14 protein-coding genes and 1 pseudogene are annotated in these 20,428 nt (G+C 68.4%); 7 read left to right on the forward strand and 8 right to left on the reverse strand.

The annotated features are described in order from the left end of the window. Positions 1-4 precede the first annotated feature (4 nt). The 4 genes from dnaJ to grpE all read right to left on the reverse strand — a co-directional run bounded on the left by dnaJ (position 5) and on the right by grpE (position 4,491). Positions 5-1,141 (reverse strand): molecular chaperone DnaJ, encoded by a 1,137-nt coding sequence (gene dnaJ, locus ACTJKF_RS09695; RefSeq protein WP_175686827.1) that lies wholly within the window; start codon positions 1,139-1,141, stop codon positions 5-7. 253 nt (positions 1,142-1,394) lie between these two features. Continuing rightward, complete coding sequence (gene dnaK / locus ACTJKF_RS09700; protein WP_440623337.1) at positions 1,395-3,347, reverse strand: molecular chaperone DnaK; 1,953 nt, start codon at positions 3,345-3,347, stop codon at positions 1,395-1,397. A gap of 147 nt (positions 3,348-3,494) precedes the next feature. Continuing rightward, a complete protein-coding gene (locus ACTJKF_RS09705; protein ID WP_440623338.1) occupies positions 3,495-3,935 on the reverse strand; it encodes a thioredoxin family protein in 441 nt (146 codons plus the stop codon). Positions 3,936-3,945: 10 nt separating this feature from the next. Further along, the gene (grpE, locus tag ACTJKF_RS09710; protein ID WP_440623339.1) at positions 3,946-4,491 is read right to left on the reverse strand and encodes a nucleotide exchange factor GrpE; all 546 of its coding nucleotides are present in this window, start codon (positions 4,489-4,491) and stop codon (positions 3,946-3,948) included. Positions 4,492-4,842: 351 nt separating this feature from the next. Here grpE and ACTJKF_RS09715 point away from each other — a divergent pair, with 351 nt between their 5' ends. After that, a complete protein-coding gene (locus tag ACTJKF_RS09715) occupies positions 4,843-5,004 on the forward strand; it encodes a hypothetical protein (RefSeq protein ID WP_175933006.1) in 162 nt (53 codons plus the stop codon). Here the strand turns inward: ACTJKF_RS09715 and ACTJKF_RS09720 are convergent. The 3 genes from ACTJKF_RS09720 to hrcA form a co-directional block, all read right to left on the reverse strand. Continuing rightward, on the reverse strand, positions 4,976-5,383 hold the full coding sequence (locus tag ACTJKF_RS09720; RefSeq protein WP_440623340.1) for an RNA-binding S4 domain-containing protein: 408 nt from the start codon (positions 5,381-5,383) through the stop codon (positions 4,976-4,978). The two genes, ACTJKF_RS09715 and ACTJKF_RS09720, sit on opposite strands and share 29 nt — an antisense overlap. Before the next feature lie 78 nt (positions 5,384-5,461). After that, complete coding sequence (gene hemH / locus ACTJKF_RS09725; protein ID WP_440623341.1) at positions 5,462-6,526, reverse strand: ferrochelatase; 1,065 nt, start codon at positions 6,524-6,526, stop codon at positions 5,462-5,464. Positions 6,527-6,673: 147 nt separating this feature from the next. Then, positions 6,674-7,696, reverse strand: a complete 1,023-nt coding sequence (hrcA, locus tag ACTJKF_RS09730; protein WP_027783618.1) for a heat-inducible transcriptional repressor HrcA — start codon at positions 7,694-7,696, stop codon at positions 6,674-6,676. Positions 7,697-7,838: 142 nt separating this feature from the next. Here hrcA and ACTJKF_RS09735 point away from each other — a divergent pair, with 142 nt between their 5' ends. Both ACTJKF_RS09735 and recN read left to right on the forward strand, forming a co-directional pair. Then, positions 7,839-8,741 carry an NAD kinase gene (locus ACTJKF_RS09735; RefSeq protein WP_440623342.1) on the forward strand — a complete coding sequence of 301 codons (903 nt, stop codon included), beginning with the start codon at positions 7,839-7,841 and terminating at the stop codon, positions 8,739-8,741. Positions 8,742-8,760: 19 nt separating this feature from the next. Continuing rightward, positions 8,761-10,410 (forward strand): DNA repair protein RecN, encoded by a 1,650-nt coding sequence (recN, locus tag ACTJKF_RS09740; RefSeq protein WP_440623343.1) that lies wholly within the window; start codon positions 8,761-8,763, stop codon positions 10,408-10,410. A gap of 119 nt (positions 10,411-10,529) precedes the next feature. Here recN and glnE read toward each other — a convergent pair whose 3' ends face one another. Then, positions 10,530-13,331 (reverse strand): bifunctional [glutamate--ammonia ligase]-adenylyl-L-tyrosine phosphorylase/[glutamate--ammonia-ligase] adenylyltransferase, encoded by a 2,802-nt coding sequence (gene glnE / locus ACTJKF_RS09745; RefSeq protein ID WP_440623344.1) that lies wholly within the window; start codon positions 13,329-13,331, stop codon positions 10,530-10,532. A gap of 228 nt (positions 13,332-13,559) precedes the next feature. Between glnE and ACTJKF_RS09750 the strand changes: the two genes are divergently transcribed. The 4 genes and pseudogenes from ACTJKF_RS09750 (at position 13,560) to ACTJKF_RS09765 (ending at position 20,404) form a co-directional block, all read left to right on the forward strand. After that, the gene (locus ACTJKF_RS09750; RefSeq protein WP_440623345.1) at positions 13,560-17,759 is read left to right on the forward strand and encodes a YhdP family phospholipid transporter; all 4,200 of its coding nucleotides are present in this window, start codon (positions 13,560-13,562) and stop codon (positions 17,757-17,759) included. A 51-nt stretch (positions 17,760-17,810) separates the two neighbouring features. Next, positions 17,811-18,638: a carbon-nitrogen hydrolase family protein gene (locus ACTJKF_RS09755; protein WP_440623346.1), complete on the forward strand. Its 828-nt coding sequence runs from the start codon at positions 17,811-17,813 to the stop codon at positions 18,636-18,638. 93 nt (positions 18,639-18,731) lie between these two features. Beyond that, a complete protein-coding gene (gene tldD, locus ACTJKF_RS09760) occupies positions 18,732-20,198 on the forward strand; it encodes a metalloprotease TldD (protein WP_440623347.1) in 1,467 nt (488 codons plus the stop codon). 4 nt (positions 20,199-20,202) lie between these two features. After that, a pseudogene (locus ACTJKF_RS09765) lies at positions 20,203-20,404 on the forward strand (hypothetical protein). The last annotated feature ends 24 nt before the right edge of the window (positions 20,405-20,428 follow it).

Raw genomic sequence — 20,428 nt, forward strand, 5'->3', positions numbered from 1 at the left:
GCCGTTACTCGAAGAAGCTCTTCACCCGGTCGAACCAGCTCTTGCTCTGCGGGCTGTGACGCGCCCCGCCCTCGGCCAGCGACTTCTCGAACTGCTTGAGCAGATCGCGTTGCTGGTCGGTCAGCTTCACGGGCGTCTCGACCTGCACGTGCACGTACAGATCGCCCGCGATGCTCGACCGCAGACCCTTGATCCCCTTGCCGCGCAGACGGAACGTCTTGCCCGACTGCGTGCCTTCCGGCACCGGGAACGATGCCCGGCCGGCCAGCGTCGGCACCTCGATCTCGCCGCCGAGTGCGGCGGTCGTGAACGGAATCGGCATCTGGCAGTGGAGATCGTCGCCGTCGCGCTCGAACACCGAGTGCGGCTTGATGTGGATCTCGACGTACAGGTCGCCCGGCGGCCCGCCGTTGATGCCCGGCTCGCCGTTGCCGGCCGAGCGGATCCGCATCCCGTCGTCGATGCCGGCCGGGATCTTCACTTCGAGCGTCTTGGTTTCCTTCACCTTGCCCGACCCGTGGCAGTGCGCGCACGGTTCGGGGATGTAGGTGCCGGTGCCGTGACACTTCGGGCAGGTCTGCTGGATGCTGAAGAAGCCCTGCGACATGCGCACCGTGCCCTGGCCGTGACAGGTCGGGCAGGTTTCGGGCTTCGTGCCGGGCTTCGCGCCCGACCCGTGGCAGACTTCGCACGACACCCAGCTCGGCACGCGGATCTGCGTGTCGTAGCCGTGCGCGGCCTGCTCGAGCGTGATTTCCATGCTGTAGCGCAGGTCGGCGCCGCGATACACCTGCGGGCCGCCGCGGCCACCGCGTGCAGCACCGCCCGCGGCCTGACCGAAGATGTCGCCGAAGATGTCGCCGAACGCATCCGCGAAACCGCCGAAACCCTGACCGCCCGCACCGCCCATGTTCGGATCGACGCCCGCGTGGCCGTACTGATCGTACGCCGCGCGCTTCTGGTCGTCCGACAGCATTTCATAGGCTTCCTTCGCCTCCTTGAAATGCTCTTCCGCATCCTTGCTGTCCGGATTGCGGTCAGGGTGATACTTCATCGCAAGCTTGCGATACGCCTTCTTGATTTCGTCGTCGCTCGCATTCTTCGCGACGCCCAGAACCTCGTAGTAATCCCGTTTCGCCATATCGATTCACTGTGCCGTCGCGCATCACGCACGCGGCGGCTCCTTTCGCCCGCAGTAAAGTCTCTCGACTCGTCTGGCGCTGCACCGTCCGCGGACGGCTCGCGCAGCACCCGCCAAAAAACAAATGTGCCCGGAGGGCCGCGAAGCCCGCCAGGCGTGGAGTCGATCCGGCCATCCGGAAGGAAAGACAGACCGCTGTTCAGCCGCGCCGCGCGCGTGTCGCGCGCGGCGTGCGGTGCCATGGCAACCCGGCTTAGTCCTTCTTCACTTCCTTGAACTCGGCGTCGACGACGTCGTCGGCAGCCTGCTGCGCACCGCCCGCGTGCGCCGCGCCTTCCGCTGCACCCGCCGCGCCAGCGGCACCGGCCTGCTGCGCCTGCATGTCGGCGTACATCTTTTCGCCGAGCTTCTGCGAAGCCTGGCCGAGTTCCTCGACCTTCGCGTCGATCGCCGCCTTGTCGGCCGACGTGTCCTTCAGGACTTCCTCGAGCGACTTCAGCGCCGCTTCGATCTTGTCCTTCTCGCCGGCGTCCAGCTTGTCGCCGTACTCGGTCAGCGCCTTCTTCGTGCTGTGGACCAGCGCGTCGCCCTGGTTGCGCGAATCAGCCAGCTCGCGCAGCTTGTGGTCTTCCGCTGCGTTCGCTTCCGCGTCCTTGATCATCTGATCGATTTCAGCGTCGGACAGGCCCGAGTTCGCCTTGATCGTGATCTTGTTTTCCTTGCCGGTCGCCTTGTCCTTCGCGCCGACGTGCAGGATGCCGTTCGCGTCGATGTCGAAGGTCACTTCGATCTGCGGCACGCCGCGCGGCGACGGCGGGATGCCTTCGAGGTTGAACTCGCCGAGCAGCTTGTTGCCCGCTGCCATCTCGCGTTCGCCCTGGAACACCTTGATCGTCACGGCCGACTGGTTGTCGTCCGCCGTCGAATACACCTGTGCGTGCTTCGTCGGGATCGTCGTGTTCTTGTTGATCATCTTCGTCATCACGCCGCCGAGCGTCTCGATGCCGAGCGACAGCGGGGTCACGTCGAGCAGCAGCACGTCCTTGCGGTCGCCCGACAGGACCTGGCCCTGGATCGCCGCGCCGACTGCGACGGCTTCGTCCGGGTTCACGTCACGGCGCGGATCCTTGCCGAAGAACTCCTTCACCTTTTCCAGGACCTTCGGCATGCGGGTCTGGCCGCCGACCAGGATCACGTCGTCGATGTCCGACACCTTGACGCCGGCGTCCTTGATCGCGATGCGGCACGGTTCGATCGTGCGCTCGACCAGATCCTCGACCAGCGCTTCCAGCTTCGCGCGGGTGATCTTCAGGTTCAGGTGCTTCGGGCCCGATGCATCGGCCGTGATGTACGGCAGGTTGATTTCGGTCTGCTGGCTCGACGACAGCTCGATCTTCGCCTTTTCAGCGGCTTCCTTCAGGCGCTGCAGCGCGAGCACGTCCTTCGACAGGTCGACGCCCTGCTCCTTCTTGAACTCGCCGATGATGTAATCGATGATGCGCTGGTCGAAGTCCTCGCCGCCGAGGAACGTGTCGCCGTTGGTCGACAGCACTTCGAACTGCATTTCGCCGTCGACGTCCGCGATCTCGATGATCGACACGTCGAACGTGCCGCCGCCGAGGTCATACACGGCGATCTTGCGGTCGCCCTTCTCGACCTTGTCGAGGCCGAACGCGAGCGCGGCTGCGGTCGGCTCGTTGATGATCCGCTTGACTTCGAGGCCCGCGATGCGGCCGGCGTCCTTGGTTGCCTGACGCTGGCTGTCGTTGAAGTACGCCGGCACCGTGATCACGGCTTCCGTGACCGGCTCGCCGAGGTAGTCTTCGGCCGTCTTCTTCATCTTGCGCAGCACTTCAGCCGACACCTGCGGCGGCGCGAGCTTCTCGCCGTGCGCTTCGACCCATGCGTCGCCGTTGTCAGCCTTGACGATCGCGTACGGCATCAGGCCGATGTCCTTCTGGACTTCCTTCTCTTCGAAGCGGCGGCCGATCAGGCGCTTCACCGCGAACAGCGTGTTCTTCGGGTTCGTCACCGACTGACGCTTGGCCGGCGCGCCGACGAGCACTTCGTTATCGTCCATGTAGGCGATGATCGACGGCGTCGTGCGCGCGCCTTCCGAGTTCTCGATGACCTTGACCTGATTGCCTTCCATGATGGCGACGCACGAGTTCGTGGTGCCGAGGTCAATACCGATGATCTTTCCCATTTTTCCTAATCTCCAGAAATGCTTGTTTGCTGCGCGAAACCCCGCGTTTTTGGGTGGTTTCGCGCGCCAGAATTCAACTCTGTTCCCGAAATGCGTCCGGCCGGCCCGTTTTCAAGACCCGCGAAGCGATGCGGCGATTAAATTTTTTCAATCGCCGCCGGCAGCCGGATCGCGCGGGCCGACGCCGTCGCCCGACGGCACACCGGCCGCCGCGCCGATCTTCGCGCGCGCCGCCGACACCGCCGCCCGGAACTGCGCGAGGCCATGCCAGCCGGTCGCGCGGCCGAGCCGCTTGCCCCGGTGGAAGAAGAACCACGTCGGCACGCCGTGCAGCGCGAAGCGGCGCCCCAGCTCATGATGTTCGTACACGTTGCAATGGAACCACTTCAAGTCCAGCGCGCGGATCGCGTCGGGCTGGGCAAGCATCGCCTTCTTCGCGATCTCGCAGTTGAAGCAGTCGACGCCCCAGAAGAACACCACCGCGAGCGCGTCGCCCGCGCCGCCGATGCCCGCATCGAACGTGTCGGCCGACAGCGGCCGCATGCCGAACGTCTCGAACGCGGCCGGATCGACGCCGGCGGGAACCATCGCGGCAGCCTTACTTCGGCTGTGCGACCGTGACGAGCGCCGGGCGCAGCACGCGGTCGGCGATCGTGTAGCCCTTTTGCAGCACGGCGACGACCGTGTTCGGCTCCTGCTCGGCCGGCACCATCGAAATAGCCTGGTGCTGGTGCGGATCGAACTTCTCGCCGACCGGGTTGATCGCGACGACGCGGCCCTTCTCGAGCGCGCTCGTCAGTTGGCGCAGCGTCAGTTCGACGCCTTCGCGCACCTTCGCGATATCGCCGGACGTGTCGCTGACCGCGGCCTCGAGGCTGTCCAGCACGGGCAGCAGATGCTCGGCGAAGCTTTCGATCGCGAACTTGTGCGCCTTGGAGACGTCGTCCTGCGCGCGACGGCGGACGTTCTCGGTCTCGGCCTTCGCCCGGAGGTAGCTCTCCTGCAGCTCGGCGACCTTGGCTTGAGCCTCCGCGAGCGCCGCGTCGGCGGCTTCGGCGGCGGGAGCAGCGCCTTGCGCCGCCTGCTTCTCGCTGCCGATGTCTTCGGCCGATTGGGTTGCCGGGTTCTCTTGCGTGTTTTCCATGTCGCTGAAAGTCGATTAGAGGTTGAAGCCAAATCGGCAACCGCCGAATCGTATAACCGGCGGTACCGCACATTGTTGGTGCAAATAAGGGCGAAAACTGCAATTTCAAGAGGGTTATTCGCCGACATTCGCCAATGCCGCGAAACAACCGCGCCGCACGCCGCCCGATTGCGCGCATTTGCCGCCAAACCGGACGAAACGCCCGGTAACAACGCTTACCAGGCAAGTACTAGCTCGCCACAGGGGGCTGCACTACACTCCAACTCAAGCGTCGGAAAAGCGCGTTTACCCTAGCTGACCGCCGCCTGACATCCACCTGGCGCCACATTCACCGTCTTCGAGGCGAGTACCGTGAAACTGACCTTTGCCATATCGGTGGTCGCGCTGGTACTGATTGCCGGCACCACCACCATCTGCCTGTCCGGAGCCGTCACCGACCGCACGACCGAATACGGTAGCGCGCGGGCGACGTTCGACCAGATGTTCAGCGCCCACCAGAAAATCTGTCGATGATGCGCCGGTCGCGCTTGGTCGGCCGGCCGTGCAGTTCGGCCGCCGGCTCGCGATACGTGCGGCGCCGTTCCAGTTCGGCGAGCCGCGCGACGCGCCCCGCTTCCGTTTCGGCGTAAAGCGTCTGCGCGATGCTCGCGGGCCCGCGCACGTCGCAAATGCCCAGCACGGCAATGTGCCAGACGATACCGTCCATCGCAATCTCGACTTCGTCGCCGACGCGGACGTCCTTCGCCGGCTTGACCGCCGCGCCGCCGATCTTCACGTGACCCTTGTCGACCGCGTCGGACGCGAGCGAGCGCGTCTTGAAGAAGCGGGCCGCCCACAGCCATTTGTCGATGCGCAGCTTCGCGCCGGGTTCCGTCGAAATCCTGTAATTCATGCCAGCCTCCGCCGGGCCGTCCCGCCGCAACCGGCCGCACCGTCGCGGCGCAGCGAACGCAGGGGTCGTACCATCATTTCAGTTCACCGTTTCGGGCTGCGCGGCCTTCACCGGCCAGCCCTGCAGATTCTCGGCGACGATCTCGCCCACGGCGCCGATCCACGCGGGCGCGCCGTTCAGGCACGGAATCCGGTGGAAGGCCTGGCCGCCGCCCGCGATGAACTCGTCGCGCACTTCCATCCCGATCTCCTCGATCGTCTCCAGACAATCGGCCGTAAAACCGGGACAGAACACATCGGCGCGCCGCACGCCGGCCTCGCCGAGCTCGCGCAGCGTCGGCGCCGTGTACGGCTGCAGCCATTCTGCCTTGCCGAAGCGTGACTGGAACGTCACGCGGCATTCGAGCGGCGACAGCCCGAGTGCGGCCATCAGCAGCGCGCCCGTCTGCTGGCACTGGTCGTGATAGGGGTCGCCGAGATCGAGCGTGCGCTTCGGCACGCCGTGAAAACTCAGCACGAGCTTGTCGCCGGCCGCGAAGTCCGGCCGGCCGTGCTGCGCCCAGTACTGGCGCACCTGCTCGGCGAGCGCGTGGATATAGGCCGGATGGTCGGCATACTGCCGCACCGTGCGCACTTCCGGCTGGTTGCGCATCCGCGCGAGCGCGCCGAACGCGGCATCGAATGCGGTCGCCGTGGTGGACGCCGAGTATTGCGGATACATCGGCATCAGCAGCACGCGCTCGACGCCGGCACGCTTGAACTGCGCGAGCGCCTGCGCGATGTTCGGGCTGCCGTAGCGCATCGCGTAGTCGACCTTCACCTGGTAGCCGTTCGACGCGAGCAGATGCCGCACGCCGTCGGCCTGGCGCTCGGTGTACACGCGCAGCGGCGAGCCTTCGGGCATCCAGACGGCCGCATATTTCTTCGCGGACGCGCGGCCGCGCAGCGGCAGGATCAGCGTGCGCAGCAGCACCTGCCAGACGACCTGCGGGATTTCGACGACGCGGGGATCCGACAGGAATTCGGCCAGATAGCGCCGCACCGCGCGCGGCGTCGGGGCGTCGGGCGTGCCGAGATTGATCAGCAGCACGCCGATGCGATGGGCAGCCGCGACACTCGAAGGCGGCTCAAGATCGAAACGCATGGGCAGGAACGTGCTCGGGGCACGCAGTCGGACGGCTCTCAATTATAGCGGGCCGCCCCGATCGGGTCGGCTGGCCGTTCGACCGACTGGCGGCGCGCGCGGCGCCGCGGCACGATGGCGGAACGGTATTCCCGCCGGCGACGGTCGTTACTGCTGGCTCAGCGTGAGCGACAGCAGCCGCGCGGTGATGTCGACGATCGGGATCACGCGGTTGTAGGCCATGCGGGTCGGGCCGATCACGCCGAGCGTGCCGACGATCTGGCCGTTCACCTCGTACGGCGCGGTGACGACGCTCATTTCCTCGATCGGCACGAGCGTCGATTCGCCGCCGATGAAAATCTGCACGCCCTGGGCGTGGCTCGACACGTCGAGCAGTTGCAGGAGGCCCGTCTTTTGGTCGAACACGTCGAACAGTTTGCGCAGCCGCGCCATGTCGGACGACAGGTCCGCCACTTCGAGCAGGTTGCGCTCGCCGGAAATGAGCACGGTGTCCTCGGTATCGGGCACCTCGGTGCTGGCCGTCACCGCTGCATGCATCAGCGTGGTCATGTCGCCGCGCAGCTGGTCGATCTCGTCGCGCAGGCGGCGCCGCACCTCGTCGAACGACAGGCCGGCAAAGTGCGCGTTGATGTAGTTGGACGCCTCGGTGAGCTGCGACGGCGAATAGTCGCGCGGGGTCGCGAGCATCCGGTTCTGCACGTCGCCCTCGGGCGTGACGATGATCAGCAGGATGCGCTTGTCCGACAGGCGCATGAACTCGATCTGCTTGAACACGTGGCTGCGGCGCGGCGTCAGCACGACACCGGCGAATTGCGACAGGTTCGACAGCACGCTCGCCGCGGCCGCCACCACCCGTTGCTGCGGTTCGCCGGCCTGCAGCGTGTTCTGCACCTGCCGTGCGACGGCTTCGGCGTCGATCGGCGCCTCGACCGTCAGCATCGTGTCGACGAACAGGCGATAGCCGCGCGGCGTCGGAATGCGGCCGGCCGACGTGTGCGGGCTCGACACGAGGCCGAGCTCCTCCAGGTCGGACATCACGTTGCGGATCGTTGCCGGGCTCAGCTCGAGCCCCGAGTAACGGGACAACGTGCGCGAGCCGACCGGCTGACCGTCGGCGATATACCGTTCGATCAGGGTTTTCAGGAGGGTTCGTGCGCGAGGATCTAGCATGGTGGAAAATTTTAGCGCAACCGCGCGAGCACGGCGAGTGGGCGCGGCCACTGTCGCGCGGGCCGGCCGATCCGGCCCCGTGCGCGCACAGCCGGTTCCACAGCCGGTTCTTTTCGTCAACGAGCTATGGTGTAATGCCGGCATGAAAACCGGTAATCAGTTCAACACCGTCGCGCTCGTCGGCCGGAGCAACACGCCCGGCATCGCCGAGCCGCTCGCCACGCTGGCTGGCTGCATCGCGAAGCTCGGCTTCGAGGTCGTGTTCGAAGCCGACACGGCGCGCGAGATCGGCATCTCCGGCTATCCGGCACTCACCCCGGCGGAAATCGGGGCGCGCGCGGACGTGGCGGTCGTGCTCGGCGGCGACGGCACGATGCTCGGCATCGGCCGCCAGCTCGCGCCGTACAAGACGCCGCTGATCGGGATCAACCACGGGCGGCTCGGTTTCATCACCGACATCGCGGCGGCCGACATGCAGGCGCTCGTCCCGGTGATCCTGTCGGGCAAGTTCGAGCGCGAGGAGCGCTCGCTGCTCGAGGCCCGGATCATGCGCGACGGCGAACCGATCTACCACGCGATCGCGTTCAACGACGTCGTCGTGAACCGCAGCGGCTTTTCCGGGATGGTCGAGCTGCGCGCGTCGGTGGACGGCCGGTACATGTACAACCAGCGTTCGGACGGCCTGATCGTCGCGACGCCGACCGGCTCGACCGCCTATGCGCTGTCGTCGGCCGGCCCGATCCTGCATCCGCAGCTCCAGGGCATCGTGCTCGTGCCGATCGCGCCGCATGCGCTGTCGAACCGGCCGATCGTGCTGCCCGACGACTCGAAGATCGCGATCCAGATCGTCGGCGGCCGCGACGTCAACGTGAATTTCGACATGCAGTCGTTCACCGCGCTCGAACTGAACGACACGATCGAGGTGCGCCGCTCGAAGCATACGGTGCCGTTCCTGCATCCGATCGGCTACAGCTACTACGCGACGCTGCGCAAGAAGCTGCACTGGAACGAACACGCATCGAACGAAGACGACAAGGCGTCCTGACGCACCACCGCCCGACACCATGCTCCGCCACCTCTCGATTCGCGACTTCGTCATCGTCGCCGCGCTCGATCTCGAATTCGACAGCGGCTTTTCCGTCTTTTCCGGCGAAACCGGCGCCGGCAAATCGATCCTGATCGACGCCCTCGCGCTCGCGCTCGGCGAACGTGCCGACGCAAGCGTCGTGCGCGCCGGCTGCACCCGCGCCGACATCACCGCCGAATTCACGCCGCACGACCGCGTCGCGCGCTGGCTCGACGAACACGCGTTCGACACCGAGGACACCGTGATGCTGCGCCGCGTGATCGACGCGAACGGCCGCTCGCGCGCGTTCATCAACGGCACCAGCGCGACGCTCGCGCAACTGCGCGAGCTCGGCGAGATGCTGGTCGACATCCACGGCCAGCACGCGCACCAGCTGCTGATGCGGCCCGACGCGCAACGCGAGCTGTTCGACACGCACGCGGGGCTCGTCGCCGATGCCGCGAACGTCGCACGCGCGTGGCGCGTCTGGCGCGACGCGACGCAGGCGATCGACGCCGCGAAAGCGCACGAGCGCGAACTGCAGCTCGAACGCGAGAAACTCGCGTGGCAGCTCGCCGAACTCGACAAGCTCGCCCCGCAACCGGGCGAATGGGACGAAGTCGGCAGCGAGCACAAGCGCCTGTCGCATTCGGCGAACCTGATCGCCGGCGTGCAGGGCGCGCTCAACGCGCTGTCCGAGGCGGACGACGCGCTGCTCCCGCAGCTCGGCGCGATCGTGTCGAAACTACGCAGCCTGGCCGACTACGACACCGGGCTCGGCGACGCGCTCGCGTCGCTCGAACCGGCCGAGATCCAGCTGCAGGAAGCCGTCTATTCGCTGTCGCACTACGCGCAGCGCCTCGATCTCGACCCGGCCCGCCTCGTGCAGGTCGAAACGCGCCTCGACGCGCTGCACTCGACCGCCCGCAAGTTCCGCCTGCCGCCCGACACGCTGCACGAGGAACACGCGGCACGCCGCGCGCAACTCGCGGCGCTCGACGCGGCCGCCGATCTCGGCGCACTCGAAGCCGCGCAGGCGAAGGCATGGGAAGCCTATCTCGGCGACGCGAAACACCTGTCGAAAGCGCGCGCGCAGGCCGCGAAGGCGCTCGGCACGGCCGTCACCGCCGGCATGCAGGAACTGTCGATGGCGGGCGGCAGCTTCGAAGTCGCGCTCGTGCCGCTCGCCGACGGCGGCCCGCACGGGCTCGAGCAGGTCGAGTTCCGTGTCGCCGGGCATCCCGGCGTGCCGCTGCGGCCGCTCGCGAAAGTCGCGTCGGGCGGCGAACTCGCGCGGATCAGCCTCGCGCTCGCGGTGATCGCGAGCGCGGCCAGCCCGACGCCGACGCTGATTTTCGACGAAGTCGACACGGGGATCGGCGGCGGCGTCGCCGAAGTGGTCGGCCGCCTGCTGCACCAGCTCGGGCGCGACCGCCAGGTGCTGTGCGTGACGCACCTGCCGCAGGTCGCCGCGCGCGGCGACCATCACTTCCAGGTCGCGAAAGGCGCCGACGATCGCGGCGGCACCGTGTCGTCGGTCATCCCGCTCGACAAGGCGAGCCGCGTCGAGGAAGTCGCGCGGATGCTCGGCGGGATCGAGATCACCGCGACGACGCGCAAGCACGCGAAGGAAATGCTGGCGGCCTGACGCGCGCAGCGCATTGGCCGACGACGAGAAGACCCGCGCACGCGCCGGTCTTGTTTCACGGGCGGCCGCTCGAACGCGCCCCGCCCCGCTGATTCGAATACTCGATTCGAACGCCCGACTCAAACGCCCGTTTCGACCGCGCCGAACACCCGCTCCCACAGCGCCGTCACGGCCGCCCGCTCGTCGGCCACCACGGCCGGCTCGACGCGCGCCTTCTCCATCCCGTCGAGCCGCAGCTTGTGCTGCAGCTTCCGGTACTTGCGATACGCGGCGCCGACGCGCTCGGCTTCGTCCTCGCCCATCAGCCCGAAGCGCGCGACTTCGCGCAGCAGCGCGATGTTGCCGGTATTGCGGATCAGCTCGGCATCGCTCGACGCATGCAGCAGCACCCAGTACTGGACGATGAACTCGATGTCGACCATCCCGCCGCGATCGTGCTTCAGGTCGAACAGCTCGGTCTGGTTCGGGTGACCGGCGAACACCTTGCCGCGCATGTCGACGATTTCCTTCGCCAGCACCGCCCCGTCGCGTGGCGTCGTCAGCACCTGCTGGCGGATCGCCTCGAAGTCCGCGCCGATCTGTGTGTCGCCCGCGCTGTAGCGCGCACGCGTCAGCGCCTGGTGCTCCCACACCCACGCGGTGTTCGCCGCATCGCCCTCGCGCAGCTGGTAGCGGCGGAACGCATCGAGATCGGTCACGAGCAGCCCGGCCTCGCCGTTCGGCCGCAACCGCAGGTCGATGTCGAACAGCGCGCCCGCGCCGGTCGCGGTCGTGAGCCAGGTGATCAGCCGTCGCGTGAACGTCGTGTAGACGTCCGCCGAGCGGTCGTCCGGGTCGTCGTACAGGAAGATCAGGTCGAGATCCGACGCGTAGCCGAGCTCCTTGCCGCCGAGCTTGCCGTATGCGATCACCGCGAACTTCGGCGCGTCGCGATGGCGCTTCGCGAGCTGCGACCAGACCACTTCGATCGTCACGTCGAGCACCGCGTCGGCCAGTTCGGACAGGCGGTCGCTCACGTGCTCCACCGACAGCTTGCCCGCCAGGTCGATCAGCAGGATGCGGAACACCTCCGCGTGCTGCGCATGCCGCAGCAGGTCCATTTGCTGTTCGGGGCCGTCGGCGGCGGCAAGGCGCGCACGCAACGCATCCTTGAACGCGGGCCAGTCGAACGGGCTCGCGATCGCTTCGTCGTCGAGCAGTTCGTCGAGCAGTTGCGGATGGCGGATCAGGTAGCCGCCGCCCCAGCGCGTCGCGCCGAGCACCGACAGCACGCGATCGAGCGCGGCCGGATACTCGGTCAGCAGCGCGAGATAGACGCCGCGCCGGCTGACCGTCTCGAGCAGGTCGAACAGCCGCACGACGGTATCGTCGCGGCGCGCGGCGTCGATGCGCGGCGCGGCCTCCAGCGTGCGCTGCGCGACGCTGTCGAAGCGCTGCCGGCTCTTTTCCGGCAGGCCCGAATAGCGCGACGATTGCCAGATCGCGCGCAGCCGCGCGAGCACGGCCGCCGGATCGGTGAAGCCGAGGCTGTCGAGACGCGCGAGCAGCGCGTCGTCCTCACCGTCATCGGCGAGCGCGCCGCTCCAGATCCAGGTTGCGGCCGTGTCCTCGCCCGCCGCGCAGGGGCCGCCGCTCACCTTGTCGGCAAAGATCTGGTCGAACTGCGCCTCGACGAACGTGCGGTAGCCATCGAGCACCGTCATCAGCGCCGCGTAGTCGGCGAAGCCGAGCGATGCGGCCAGCGCCGCGCGCTCGTCCGGATCGACCGGCATCGCATGCGTCTGCGCGTCGTCGCGGTACTGCAGCCGATGCTCGAGCGTGCGCAGGAAGTTGTACGCGTCGGTCAGCCGCTCGCGCACGTCCTCGCCGATCAGCCCGCGCGCCTGCGCATGGCGCAGCACCGCGAGCGTCGGCCGCACGCGGAATTCCGCATCCTGGCCGCCGCGGATCAGCTGGAACACCTGCGCGCTGAATTCGATCTCGCGGATCCCGCCGCGGCCGAGCTTGATGTCGTCGGCCTTGTCGGGCCGCATCGATGCGCGGCGCGCGGCTTCCTGGCGGATCTGCTGGTGCAGCGAACGGATCGCGCCGATCACGCCGAAGTCGAGATAGCGGCGATACACGAACGGCTTCACGATCGATTCGAGCTGCGACTCGAGCCGCTGCGCCGCGTCGCTGCCGCCTTCCGACACGAGCCGCCCCTTGATCCACGCGTAGCGCTCCCATTCGCGCCCCTGCACGTAGAAATATTCCTCGAGCATCCCGAGGCTGCAGACGAGCGGCCCCGAATCGCCGTTCGGGCGCAGCCGCATGTCGACGCGAAACACGTAGCCGTCGGCCGTGACCTCGGACAGCACGCCGATCACGCGTCGGCCGAGCCGCGTGAAGTATTCCTGGGTGGACAGCGGCGAGCGCGTGCCGCCGGCCGTCTCGCCATCGTCCTCGTAGACGAAGATCAGGTCGATGTCGGACGACACGTTCAGCTCGCGGCCGCCGAGCTTGCCCATCCCGACCACGCCGAGCACGACACGCTGGCCGTCGGCGCCGCGCGGCTCGCCGTACATCGCCTCGAGCTCGGCCGACAGCAGCGCGAGCGAGCGCTGCACGGCCACTTCGGCGAGATCGGTCATCGCGGACGTCACCTCGGCGACGTCCGCGATGCCGCGCAGGTCGCGCTCCGCGACCGCGCCGATCACCTCGACACGCAGTTGCCGCAGCGCGCGCTTCAGTTGCTCGTCGCTCGGCGCGGCCGTGCCGGCCGGCGGCCCGAGCAATTCGGTCAGGCGCGCGTCGAGCTGCGCGCGGGTGAGCGGTGCGGCGGCCCACGCGGCGATCCGGTCGGACAACTCGGGGCGCGCGGCAGCCGCGCGGGCAATATAGCGGGAATAGGACGGGCTGATCAGGGCGGAAGCGTCGGTCATCGAAAAGCGGGCCTGGCGGTAAGGCCCGCCGCCGCGGGACAACGCGTGCGCGCCCCGCTGCCGACAGGCCCCATGGACTCGGCGCGGTGTCGCGACGCGGGTGCGCCGCCGCGAAAACCGCGCGCCGGAAAGCCCGTGCCGGAAAGCCGCAACGGCCGCCGGCACGAACCCGTGTGATACATTTCAACGTCAGTCTGCAAAACTACCATATCGCCGCCCTTCCGCCGCATGTCCGACCGTCAGGAATCCGCCGTAGCTGCGCCCGAAGCGGGACCTCCGAAGCACGATCATCCGGTCCTGCGTCGCGTGTTCAGGGTGACGCTGGCTGTCGGGATCGGCACCTACTTCGTCGCGTCCGGCGCGTTCCTCGGGCTGCGCTACGTGTTGCTGCCGCGCATCGACGAATTCCGCCCGCGCATCGAGCGTGCGGTGTCCGACAAGCTCCACGCGCAGCTTTCGATCGGCAAGCTGTCTCCCCACTGGTCCGGCATGCAGCCGGGCGTCGAAGTCGCCAACCTCACCATTCGCGGCCATGACGGCCAGATCGCGCTGTCGGTCCCGCACGCGACCGCCGCGCTGTCGTGGATGTCGCTGCTGCGGCTGTCGCCCGCGTTGTCGAGCCTGATCGTCGACCACCCGGACCTCGTCGTCGCGCGCGCGGCCGACGGCTCGCTGAGCATCGCGGGCGTCGGCGTCGCGACCACCCACGGCGGCAACGACACGTTCGGCACGTGGCTGCTGAAGCAGGAAGCGATCGTGCTGCGCAACGGCACGCTGCGCTGGCGCGACGCGCAGCACGACGCGCCGGAGCTCGCGCTGTCGGGCATCCGGCTCGCCGTGCTCAACCACGGCCGCGAGCACAAGGCCGCGCTGCAGGCACCCGCGAACGGCACGCTGCTGCTCGGCCCGCTCGATTTCCGCGCGCGCTTCAAACACAAGCCGCTCGCGCCGATCGGCAAGCCGGTCAACTGGACCGGCGACGCGTATCTGTCGACCGGCCCGGTCGACCTGCAGACGCTCGGCCGCTATCTCGACCTGCCGCTCACGGTCCACGCGGGCCGGATCGACAACGCGATCTGGGCGACCTTCCAGGACGGTCACCTGCGCTCCGCGGGCGGCGACCTGCAGGGCGCCGACGTCGTGCTGCGGGTGCGGCCGACCCAGCCGCGCCTCGACGTGCCGTCGGTCGGCTTCGGCTGGGACATGGCGCTGGACACCGGCCGCGACTACACGCTGCACCTGACGCGCTTCAACGCGGAGCTCGGCCAGCCGCCGTTGCCGGACGGCACGCCGCTCGCCCGCTCGCTTGCGCTGTCGACGCTCACCGCCCGCTACCGCGTGCCGACCGCCGACCAGGGGCAGTTGCTGAGCGTGGTCGGCGACCGCGTCGATCTCGGCATCCTCAGCGAGTTCATCCGCGGGCTGCCGCTGCCGGCGCGGCTGCGCAACGAGCTGGTCAAGCTCGACCCGCGCGGGATGGTGTCGAACTATCAGATCGAGGTCGAACGCGCGAAACCGGCGCGGCCCGAGCTCGCCGACGAAGAGCGGCGCATGGGCGCCGCCCCGATCGTCCGCTACCGCTTCCTCGGCGATCTGCAGGGCATCAGCGTCGCCGCGCAGGAGCCGCCGCCGGGCCTGTCCCCGCGCGGTCACCCGCGCGCCGGCTGGCCGGGCGTCGAGAACCTGTGGGGCCGCATCGACGCGAACGAAACCGGCGGCAGCGCGCACTTCGACACGGTCAACGCGGCCGTCACGGTGCCCGGCGAGTTCGACGAGCCGCGCCTGACCTTCGACCGGCTGCGCGGCAACGCGAAATGGGTGATCACGCCGGCGCCGGGCGAAAAGCACGCGCGCGTCGACGTGACGTTGCCCGACCTGTTCGTCGCGAACCCCGATGCCGAGATCGCGGTGTCGGGCTCGTACACGAACCCCGGCCACGGCCGCGGCTCGCTGGACCTGCGCGCGGATTTCGCCCGCGCGTCGGTGGCGCGCATTCCGCGCTACCTGCCGACCGGGATGTCCGAGCACCTGCGGGACTATCTCGGCCATGCGCTGCAGGACGGCCAGGTGATCAAGGGCGCGTCGATCGTCGCGCGCGGCCCGCTCGAGAAATTCCCGTTCGAACACGAGCCGGATGCCGGCGTGTTCCACATCGTCGCGCCGTTCACCGGCGGGCGCTTCGAGCCGACGCCGTACCCGCCGCGCAAGCTCGCGAACGGCACGCCGAGCGTGTGGCCGGCCCTCGACGGGATCGACGGCGTGTTCGAACTCGCGCAGAACAAGCTGCACTTCGACATCGCCCGCGCGCACTACAAGCGCGTCGCGCTGACGAAGGTCACGGGCCGGATCGACGATCTCGGCAACCCGCCGAAGTCGCCGCTCATCATCGACGGCCATGCACAAGGCCCGCTCGCCGACCTGATCGACTATGCGGACAACAGCTCGCTCGGCACGATGAGCGGGCACATCGGCCAGCGGATCGACGCGCAGGGGCCCGCGGCGCTCGCGCTCAGGATCACGATTCCGCAGCACGTTCCGCACCCGCATACGCACATCGAAGGCGGGCTCGCGTTCGGCGGCAACACGCTGTCGACCGACGGCGTGCCGCCGCTGTCCGCGCTGCGCGGCAGCGTGCGCTTCACCGAGGCCGGCGCGTCGCTGCACGACCTGTCGGGGCGCTTCCTCGGCGGCCCGGTGCGCGCGAGCGGCAACTTCCAGTCGCACGGCCCGTACGCGGTGGATGTCGACGGCAAGCTGGCACTCGACGCCGCCCGCGGCCTGAACCTGCGCGGCACGGCAGCGGCACTGCTCGAGCACGTGGTCGGCGACGCGCCGTACCAGCTCGCCGTGCGCGGCACGCCGGGGCGCCTGCCGCAGGTCACCGCGCAATCCGACCTGACGGGCGTCGCGCTGAACTTCCCGGCGCCGTTCGCGAAACCGGCCGGCACGCCGATGCCGTTCCGCTTCACGCTGCAACCGGCCGCCCCGACGGACGGCAAGGGCCTCGAGCATGCCGCCCTGACGCTGGGCCCCGTGTCCGCGACCTACGTGCTCGACGCGACGCGCGGCCAACCGCTGCGCGCGGTGCGCGGTGCGATGGGCATCCACCGGATGTCCGACCTGCCGCAGGACGGCGTGAGCGCGGCCGTCGACGTCGACGAACTGGACGCCGACGCGTGGCTCGCGCTGGCCCGCACGCTGCAGCCCGACACGCCGCGCGCGCCGGAACCGCAGGCCGCGCCGCGCATCGACGTCGCGAGCTTCACGCCGAAGCGCTTCGCGCTGCACTTCGGCACGCTGAAGCTGCTCAAGCGCAACTGGGAGAACGTGATCGTCGGCGCGTCGCACGTCGACGAGCTGTGGCAGGCGAACATCGCGTCGAACCAGGTATCGGGCTACCTGTCGTGGGCGCCGGGCGGCGGCCACAACGGCGCGGGCGTGCTGAACGCGCGGCTCGCAAAGCTCGTGATTCCGCAAAGCGCGCAGCACGACCTCGTCGGCCGCGCGATGAACCTGCCGACGCCGACCGACCGGCCAATGCCGTCGGTCGACCTGATCGTCGACCAGGTGGTCGCGCGCGACCATGACATCGGCAGACTCGTCGTCAACGCGCGCAACATCGACGAGGACGGCGCACCGGTGTGGCAGCTCGACAAGCTCGAGCTGGCGAACCCGGCCGCGAAGCTGACCGCGACCGGCAACTGGCGCACGTCGCACCGCGCGCTGGCCCGCGGCGTCGGCGAAAACGACGCGCCGCGCCGCAGCGTGTTCGACTTCAAGCTCGACATCGACAACGCGGGCGCGCTGCTCGATCGCGCCGGCCTGCCGCGCACGCTCGCGGGCGGCCACGGCACGGTGACCGGCAAGGTCGGCTGGCGCGGCGGCCCGACCGCGGTCGATTTCCCGTCGTTCGGCGGCCAGGTCGCCGTCGATCTCGCACACGGCCAGATCCTGAAGGTCGATCCGGGCGCCGCGAAGCTGCTCGGCGTGCTGAGCCTGCAAAGTCTCGCGCGCTTCCTGACGCTGAATTTCCGCGACGTGGTCGGCAAGGGGCTGCCGTTCGACAGGATCACGGGCACCAGCCGGATCTCGAACGGCATCGCCCGCACCGACGACTTCTCGATGACGACGGCGCCCGCGAACGTGACGGTGCGCGGCGCGGTCGACCTCGGCCACGAGACGCAGGACCTGCACGCGCACGTCGCGCCGAAGATCGGCGCCGGCACGGCGGCGATCGCGGCCGCGATCATCAATCCGCTGCTCGGCGTCGGCGTGCTGGCCGCGAACTACGCGCTGTCGGAGACGCTGTCGCACGCGTTTGCGATCGACTACGCGATCACCGGCTCGTGGGCGCATCCGCACATCGAGCGGGTGCGGGGCGATCAGGGTAAGATGAATCACGGTCCGGCCGATGCGGCGAGCCACTGATGCGCGCAACGTGCCGGGCCGCACCCCATTTATGACGCAACCGATCCCGCGATGACCGATCACACCCGTTCCGCCACGCCCTTTCGGGTCGCCGCGCTGCAGATGGTGAGCACGCCGGACGTCGCGCGCAATCTCGCCGAAGCCGGTCGCCTGATCGCGGAAGCGGCTGGCGACGGCGCGCAGCTCGTGCTGCTGCCCGAGTATTTCTGCTTCATGGGTCACCGCGATACCGACAAGCTCGCGCTCGCGGAACCCTATCGCGACGGTCCGATCCAGCGCTTTCTCGCGGAAGCCGCGCATCGTCACGGCATCTGGGTGATCGGCGGCACGCTGCCGCTGAAGGCGCCCGAACCCGATCGCGTGCTGAACACGACGCTCGTGTTCGACCCGAACGGCCAGGAAGCCGCCCGATACGACAAGATCCACCTGTTCAACTTCGAGAAAGGCGACGAATCGTTCGACGAGGCGCGCACGATCCGCGCGGGCGACACGGTCGTTGCGTTCGACGCGCCGTTCGGGCGGGTCGGCCTGTCGGTCTGTTACGATCTGCGCTTTCCGGAGCTGTATCGCAGGATGGGCGACTGCGTGCTGATCGTCGTGCCGTCGGCGTTTACGTACACGACGGGCCGTGCGCATTGGGAAATGCTGCTGCGCGCGCGGGCCGTCGAGAACCAGTGTTACGTGCTCGCGGCCGCGCAGGGCGGCAAGCACGAGAACGGCCGGCGCACCTGGGGCCACAGCATGCTGATCGACCCGTGGGGCGAGATCGTCGCGTTCCGCGACGAAGGCGCGAGCGTCGTGACCGGCGCGCTCGACCCGCAGCGCATCGCCGACGTGCGCCAGAGCCTGCCCGCGTGGCGGCATCGCGTACTGGCCTGACCCGCTGAACCGCCGCGGTGCTTGAAACGCCGCCCGGCCAACCCATCTGCCCAGAACGCACCCGACAACTTTTTGAGAACCCTCGATACCCGCATGAACATCATCGAACCCGGCATCCGCAATCTTGCGCTGGCGAAGGACATCCTCCTCACGCCGTACGGCCTCGACGAGAGCCTGCTCACGCGCACGATCGCCGACATCTTCACGCATCGCGTCGACTACGCGGACCTGTACTTCCAGGCGACCCGCAGCGAAGCGTGGAGCCTCGAGGAAGGCATCGTGAAGTCGGGCAGCTTCAGCATCGACCAGGGTGTGGGCGTGCGCGCGGTCGCGGGCGACCGCACCGCGTTCGCGTACTCGGACGACCTGTCGCCGGAAGCGATCGCGCAGGCGGCCGCGGCCACCAAGGCGATCGCGGCGGCCGGCGGCGGCCGCCAGAAGATCAAGGCGGCCTCGTCGTTGAAAGGCATCTCGGGCCGCGACCTGTACCTGCCGTCCGATCCCCTTGCGTCGCTCGACGCCACGGCCAAGGTCAAGCTGCTCGAGCGCATCGAGCAGATGGCGCGCGGCCGCGATCCGCGCGTCACGCAAGTGATGGCGGGGCTCGCCGGCGAATACGACGTCGTGCTGGTCGCGCGCAGCGACGGTGCGCTCGCGGCCGACATCCGCCCGCTCGTGCGCGTGTCGGTCACGGTGATCGCCGAACAGAACGGCCGCCGCGAGATCGGCTCCGGCGGCGGCGGCGGCCGCTTCGACTACGGCTACTTCACCGATGAAATCCTGTCGCGCTACGTCGACGACGCCGTGCACGCGGCGCTCGTGAACCTCGACGCGCGCCCGGCACCGGCCGGCGCGATGACGGTCGTGCTCGGGCCGGGCTGGCCGGGCGTGCTGCTGCACGAAGCGATCGGCCACGGCCTCGAGGGCGACTTCAACCGCAAGGGTTCGTCGGCATTCGCCGGCCGGATCGGCGAGCAGGTCGCCGCAAAGGGCGTGACGGTGGTCGACGACGGCACGCTGCCGAATCGCCGCGGTTCGCTGAACATCGACGACGAAGGCAATCCGACGCAGTGCACGACGCTGATCGAGGACGGCATCCTGAAGGGCTACATCCAGGACACGCTGAACGCACGCCTGATGAAGATGCCCGTGACCGGCAACGCGCGGCGCGAGTCGTACGCGGCGCTGCCGATGCCGCGCATGACCAACACGTACATGCTGAACGGCGACAAGGATCCGCAGGAAATCATCGCGTCGGTGAAGAACGGCCTGTACGCGGTGAACTTCGGCGGTGGCCAGGTCGACATCACGAACGGCAAGTTCGTGTTCTCGGCGTCCGAGGCGTACATGATCGAGAACGGCAAGATCACCTACCCGGTGAAGGGCGCGACGCTGATCGGCAGCGGCCCGGAATCGCTGAAGTACGTGAGCATGATCGGCAACGACATGTCGCTCGACTCGGGCGTCGGCGTGTGCGGCAAGGAAGGCCAGAGCGTGCCGGTCGGCGTCGGCCAGCCGACCCTGCGAATCGACAAGATGACGGTCGGCGGTACGGCATAACCGCATCGCCGCGCAGACAATCCGCGCATTTCGAATAAAACGCGCGGATTGTCCGCATTTTTGAACACCCCCAGTTGCCAGCCGCCCGGCGACGGGGTATAAATTCCGAATCAACTTTTTTGACGAACCGAATCTCCGTCATGTCCGCCAAGTTTTATTTTTACTTTTTTTGGCATCTCAGACCGCTGGCGGATCGAGAGGGTTGATAGCGCGTAAAGCGCAACCGAAAT

The sequence above is a fragment of the Burkholderia sp. 22313 genome, assembly GCF_052045245.1.
GTDB lineage: Bacteria > Pseudomonadota > Gammaproteobacteria > Burkholderiales > Burkholderiaceae > Burkholderia.

What these genes read in the sequence shown, in the direction of transcription:
- dnaJ (WP_175686827.1), bottom strand. Translation starts at nt 1,141, where the DNA reads ATGGCGAAACGGGATTACTACGAGGTTCTGGGCGTCGCGAAGAATGCG.
- dnaK (WP_440623337.1), bottom strand. Translation starts at nt 3,347, where the DNA reads ATGGGAAAGATCATCGGTATTGACCTCGGCACCACGAACTCGTGCGTC.
- ACTJKF_RS09705 (WP_440623338.1), bottom strand. Translation starts at nt 3,935, where the DNA reads ATGGTTCCCGCCGGCGTCGATCCGGCCGCGTTCGAGACGTTCGGCATG.
- grpE (WP_440623339.1), bottom strand. Translation starts at nt 4,491, where the DNA reads ATGGAAAACACGCAAGAGAACCCGGCAACCCAATCGGCCGAAGACATC.
- ACTJKF_RS09720 (WP_440623340.1), bottom strand. Translation starts at nt 5,383, where the DNA reads ATGAATTACAGGATTTCGACGGAACCCGGCGCGAAGCTGCGCATCGAC.
- hemH (WP_440623341.1), bottom strand. Translation starts at nt 6,526, where the DNA reads ATGCGTTTCGATCTTGAGCCGCCTTCGAGTGTCGCGGCTGCCCATCGC.
- hrcA (WP_027783618.1), bottom strand. Translation starts at nt 7,696, where the DNA reads ATGCTAGATCCTCGCGCACGAACCCTCCTGAAAACCCTGATCGAACGG.
- ACTJKF_RS09735 (WP_440623342.1), top strand. Translation starts at nt 7,839, where the DNA reads ATGAAAACCGGTAATCAGTTCAACACCGTCGCGCTCGTCGGCCGGAGC.
- recN (WP_440623343.1), top strand. Translation starts at nt 8,761, where the DNA reads ATGCTCCGCCACCTCTCGATTCGCGACTTCGTCATCGTCGCCGCGCTC.
- glnE (WP_440623344.1), bottom strand. Translation starts at nt 13,331, where the DNA reads ATGACCGACGCTTCCGCCCTGATCAGCCCGTCCTATTCCCGCTATATT.
- ACTJKF_RS09750 (WP_440623345.1), top strand. Translation starts at nt 13,560, where the DNA reads ATGTCCGACCGTCAGGAATCCGCCGTAGCTGCGCCCGAAGCGGGACCT.
- ACTJKF_RS09755 (WP_440623346.1), top strand. Translation starts at nt 17,811, where the DNA reads ATGACCGATCACACCCGTTCCGCCACGCCCTTTCGGGTCGCCGCGCTG.
- tldD (WP_440623347.1), top strand. Translation starts at nt 18,732, where the DNA reads ATGAACATCATCGAACCCGGCATCCGCAATCTTGCGCTGGCGAAGGAC.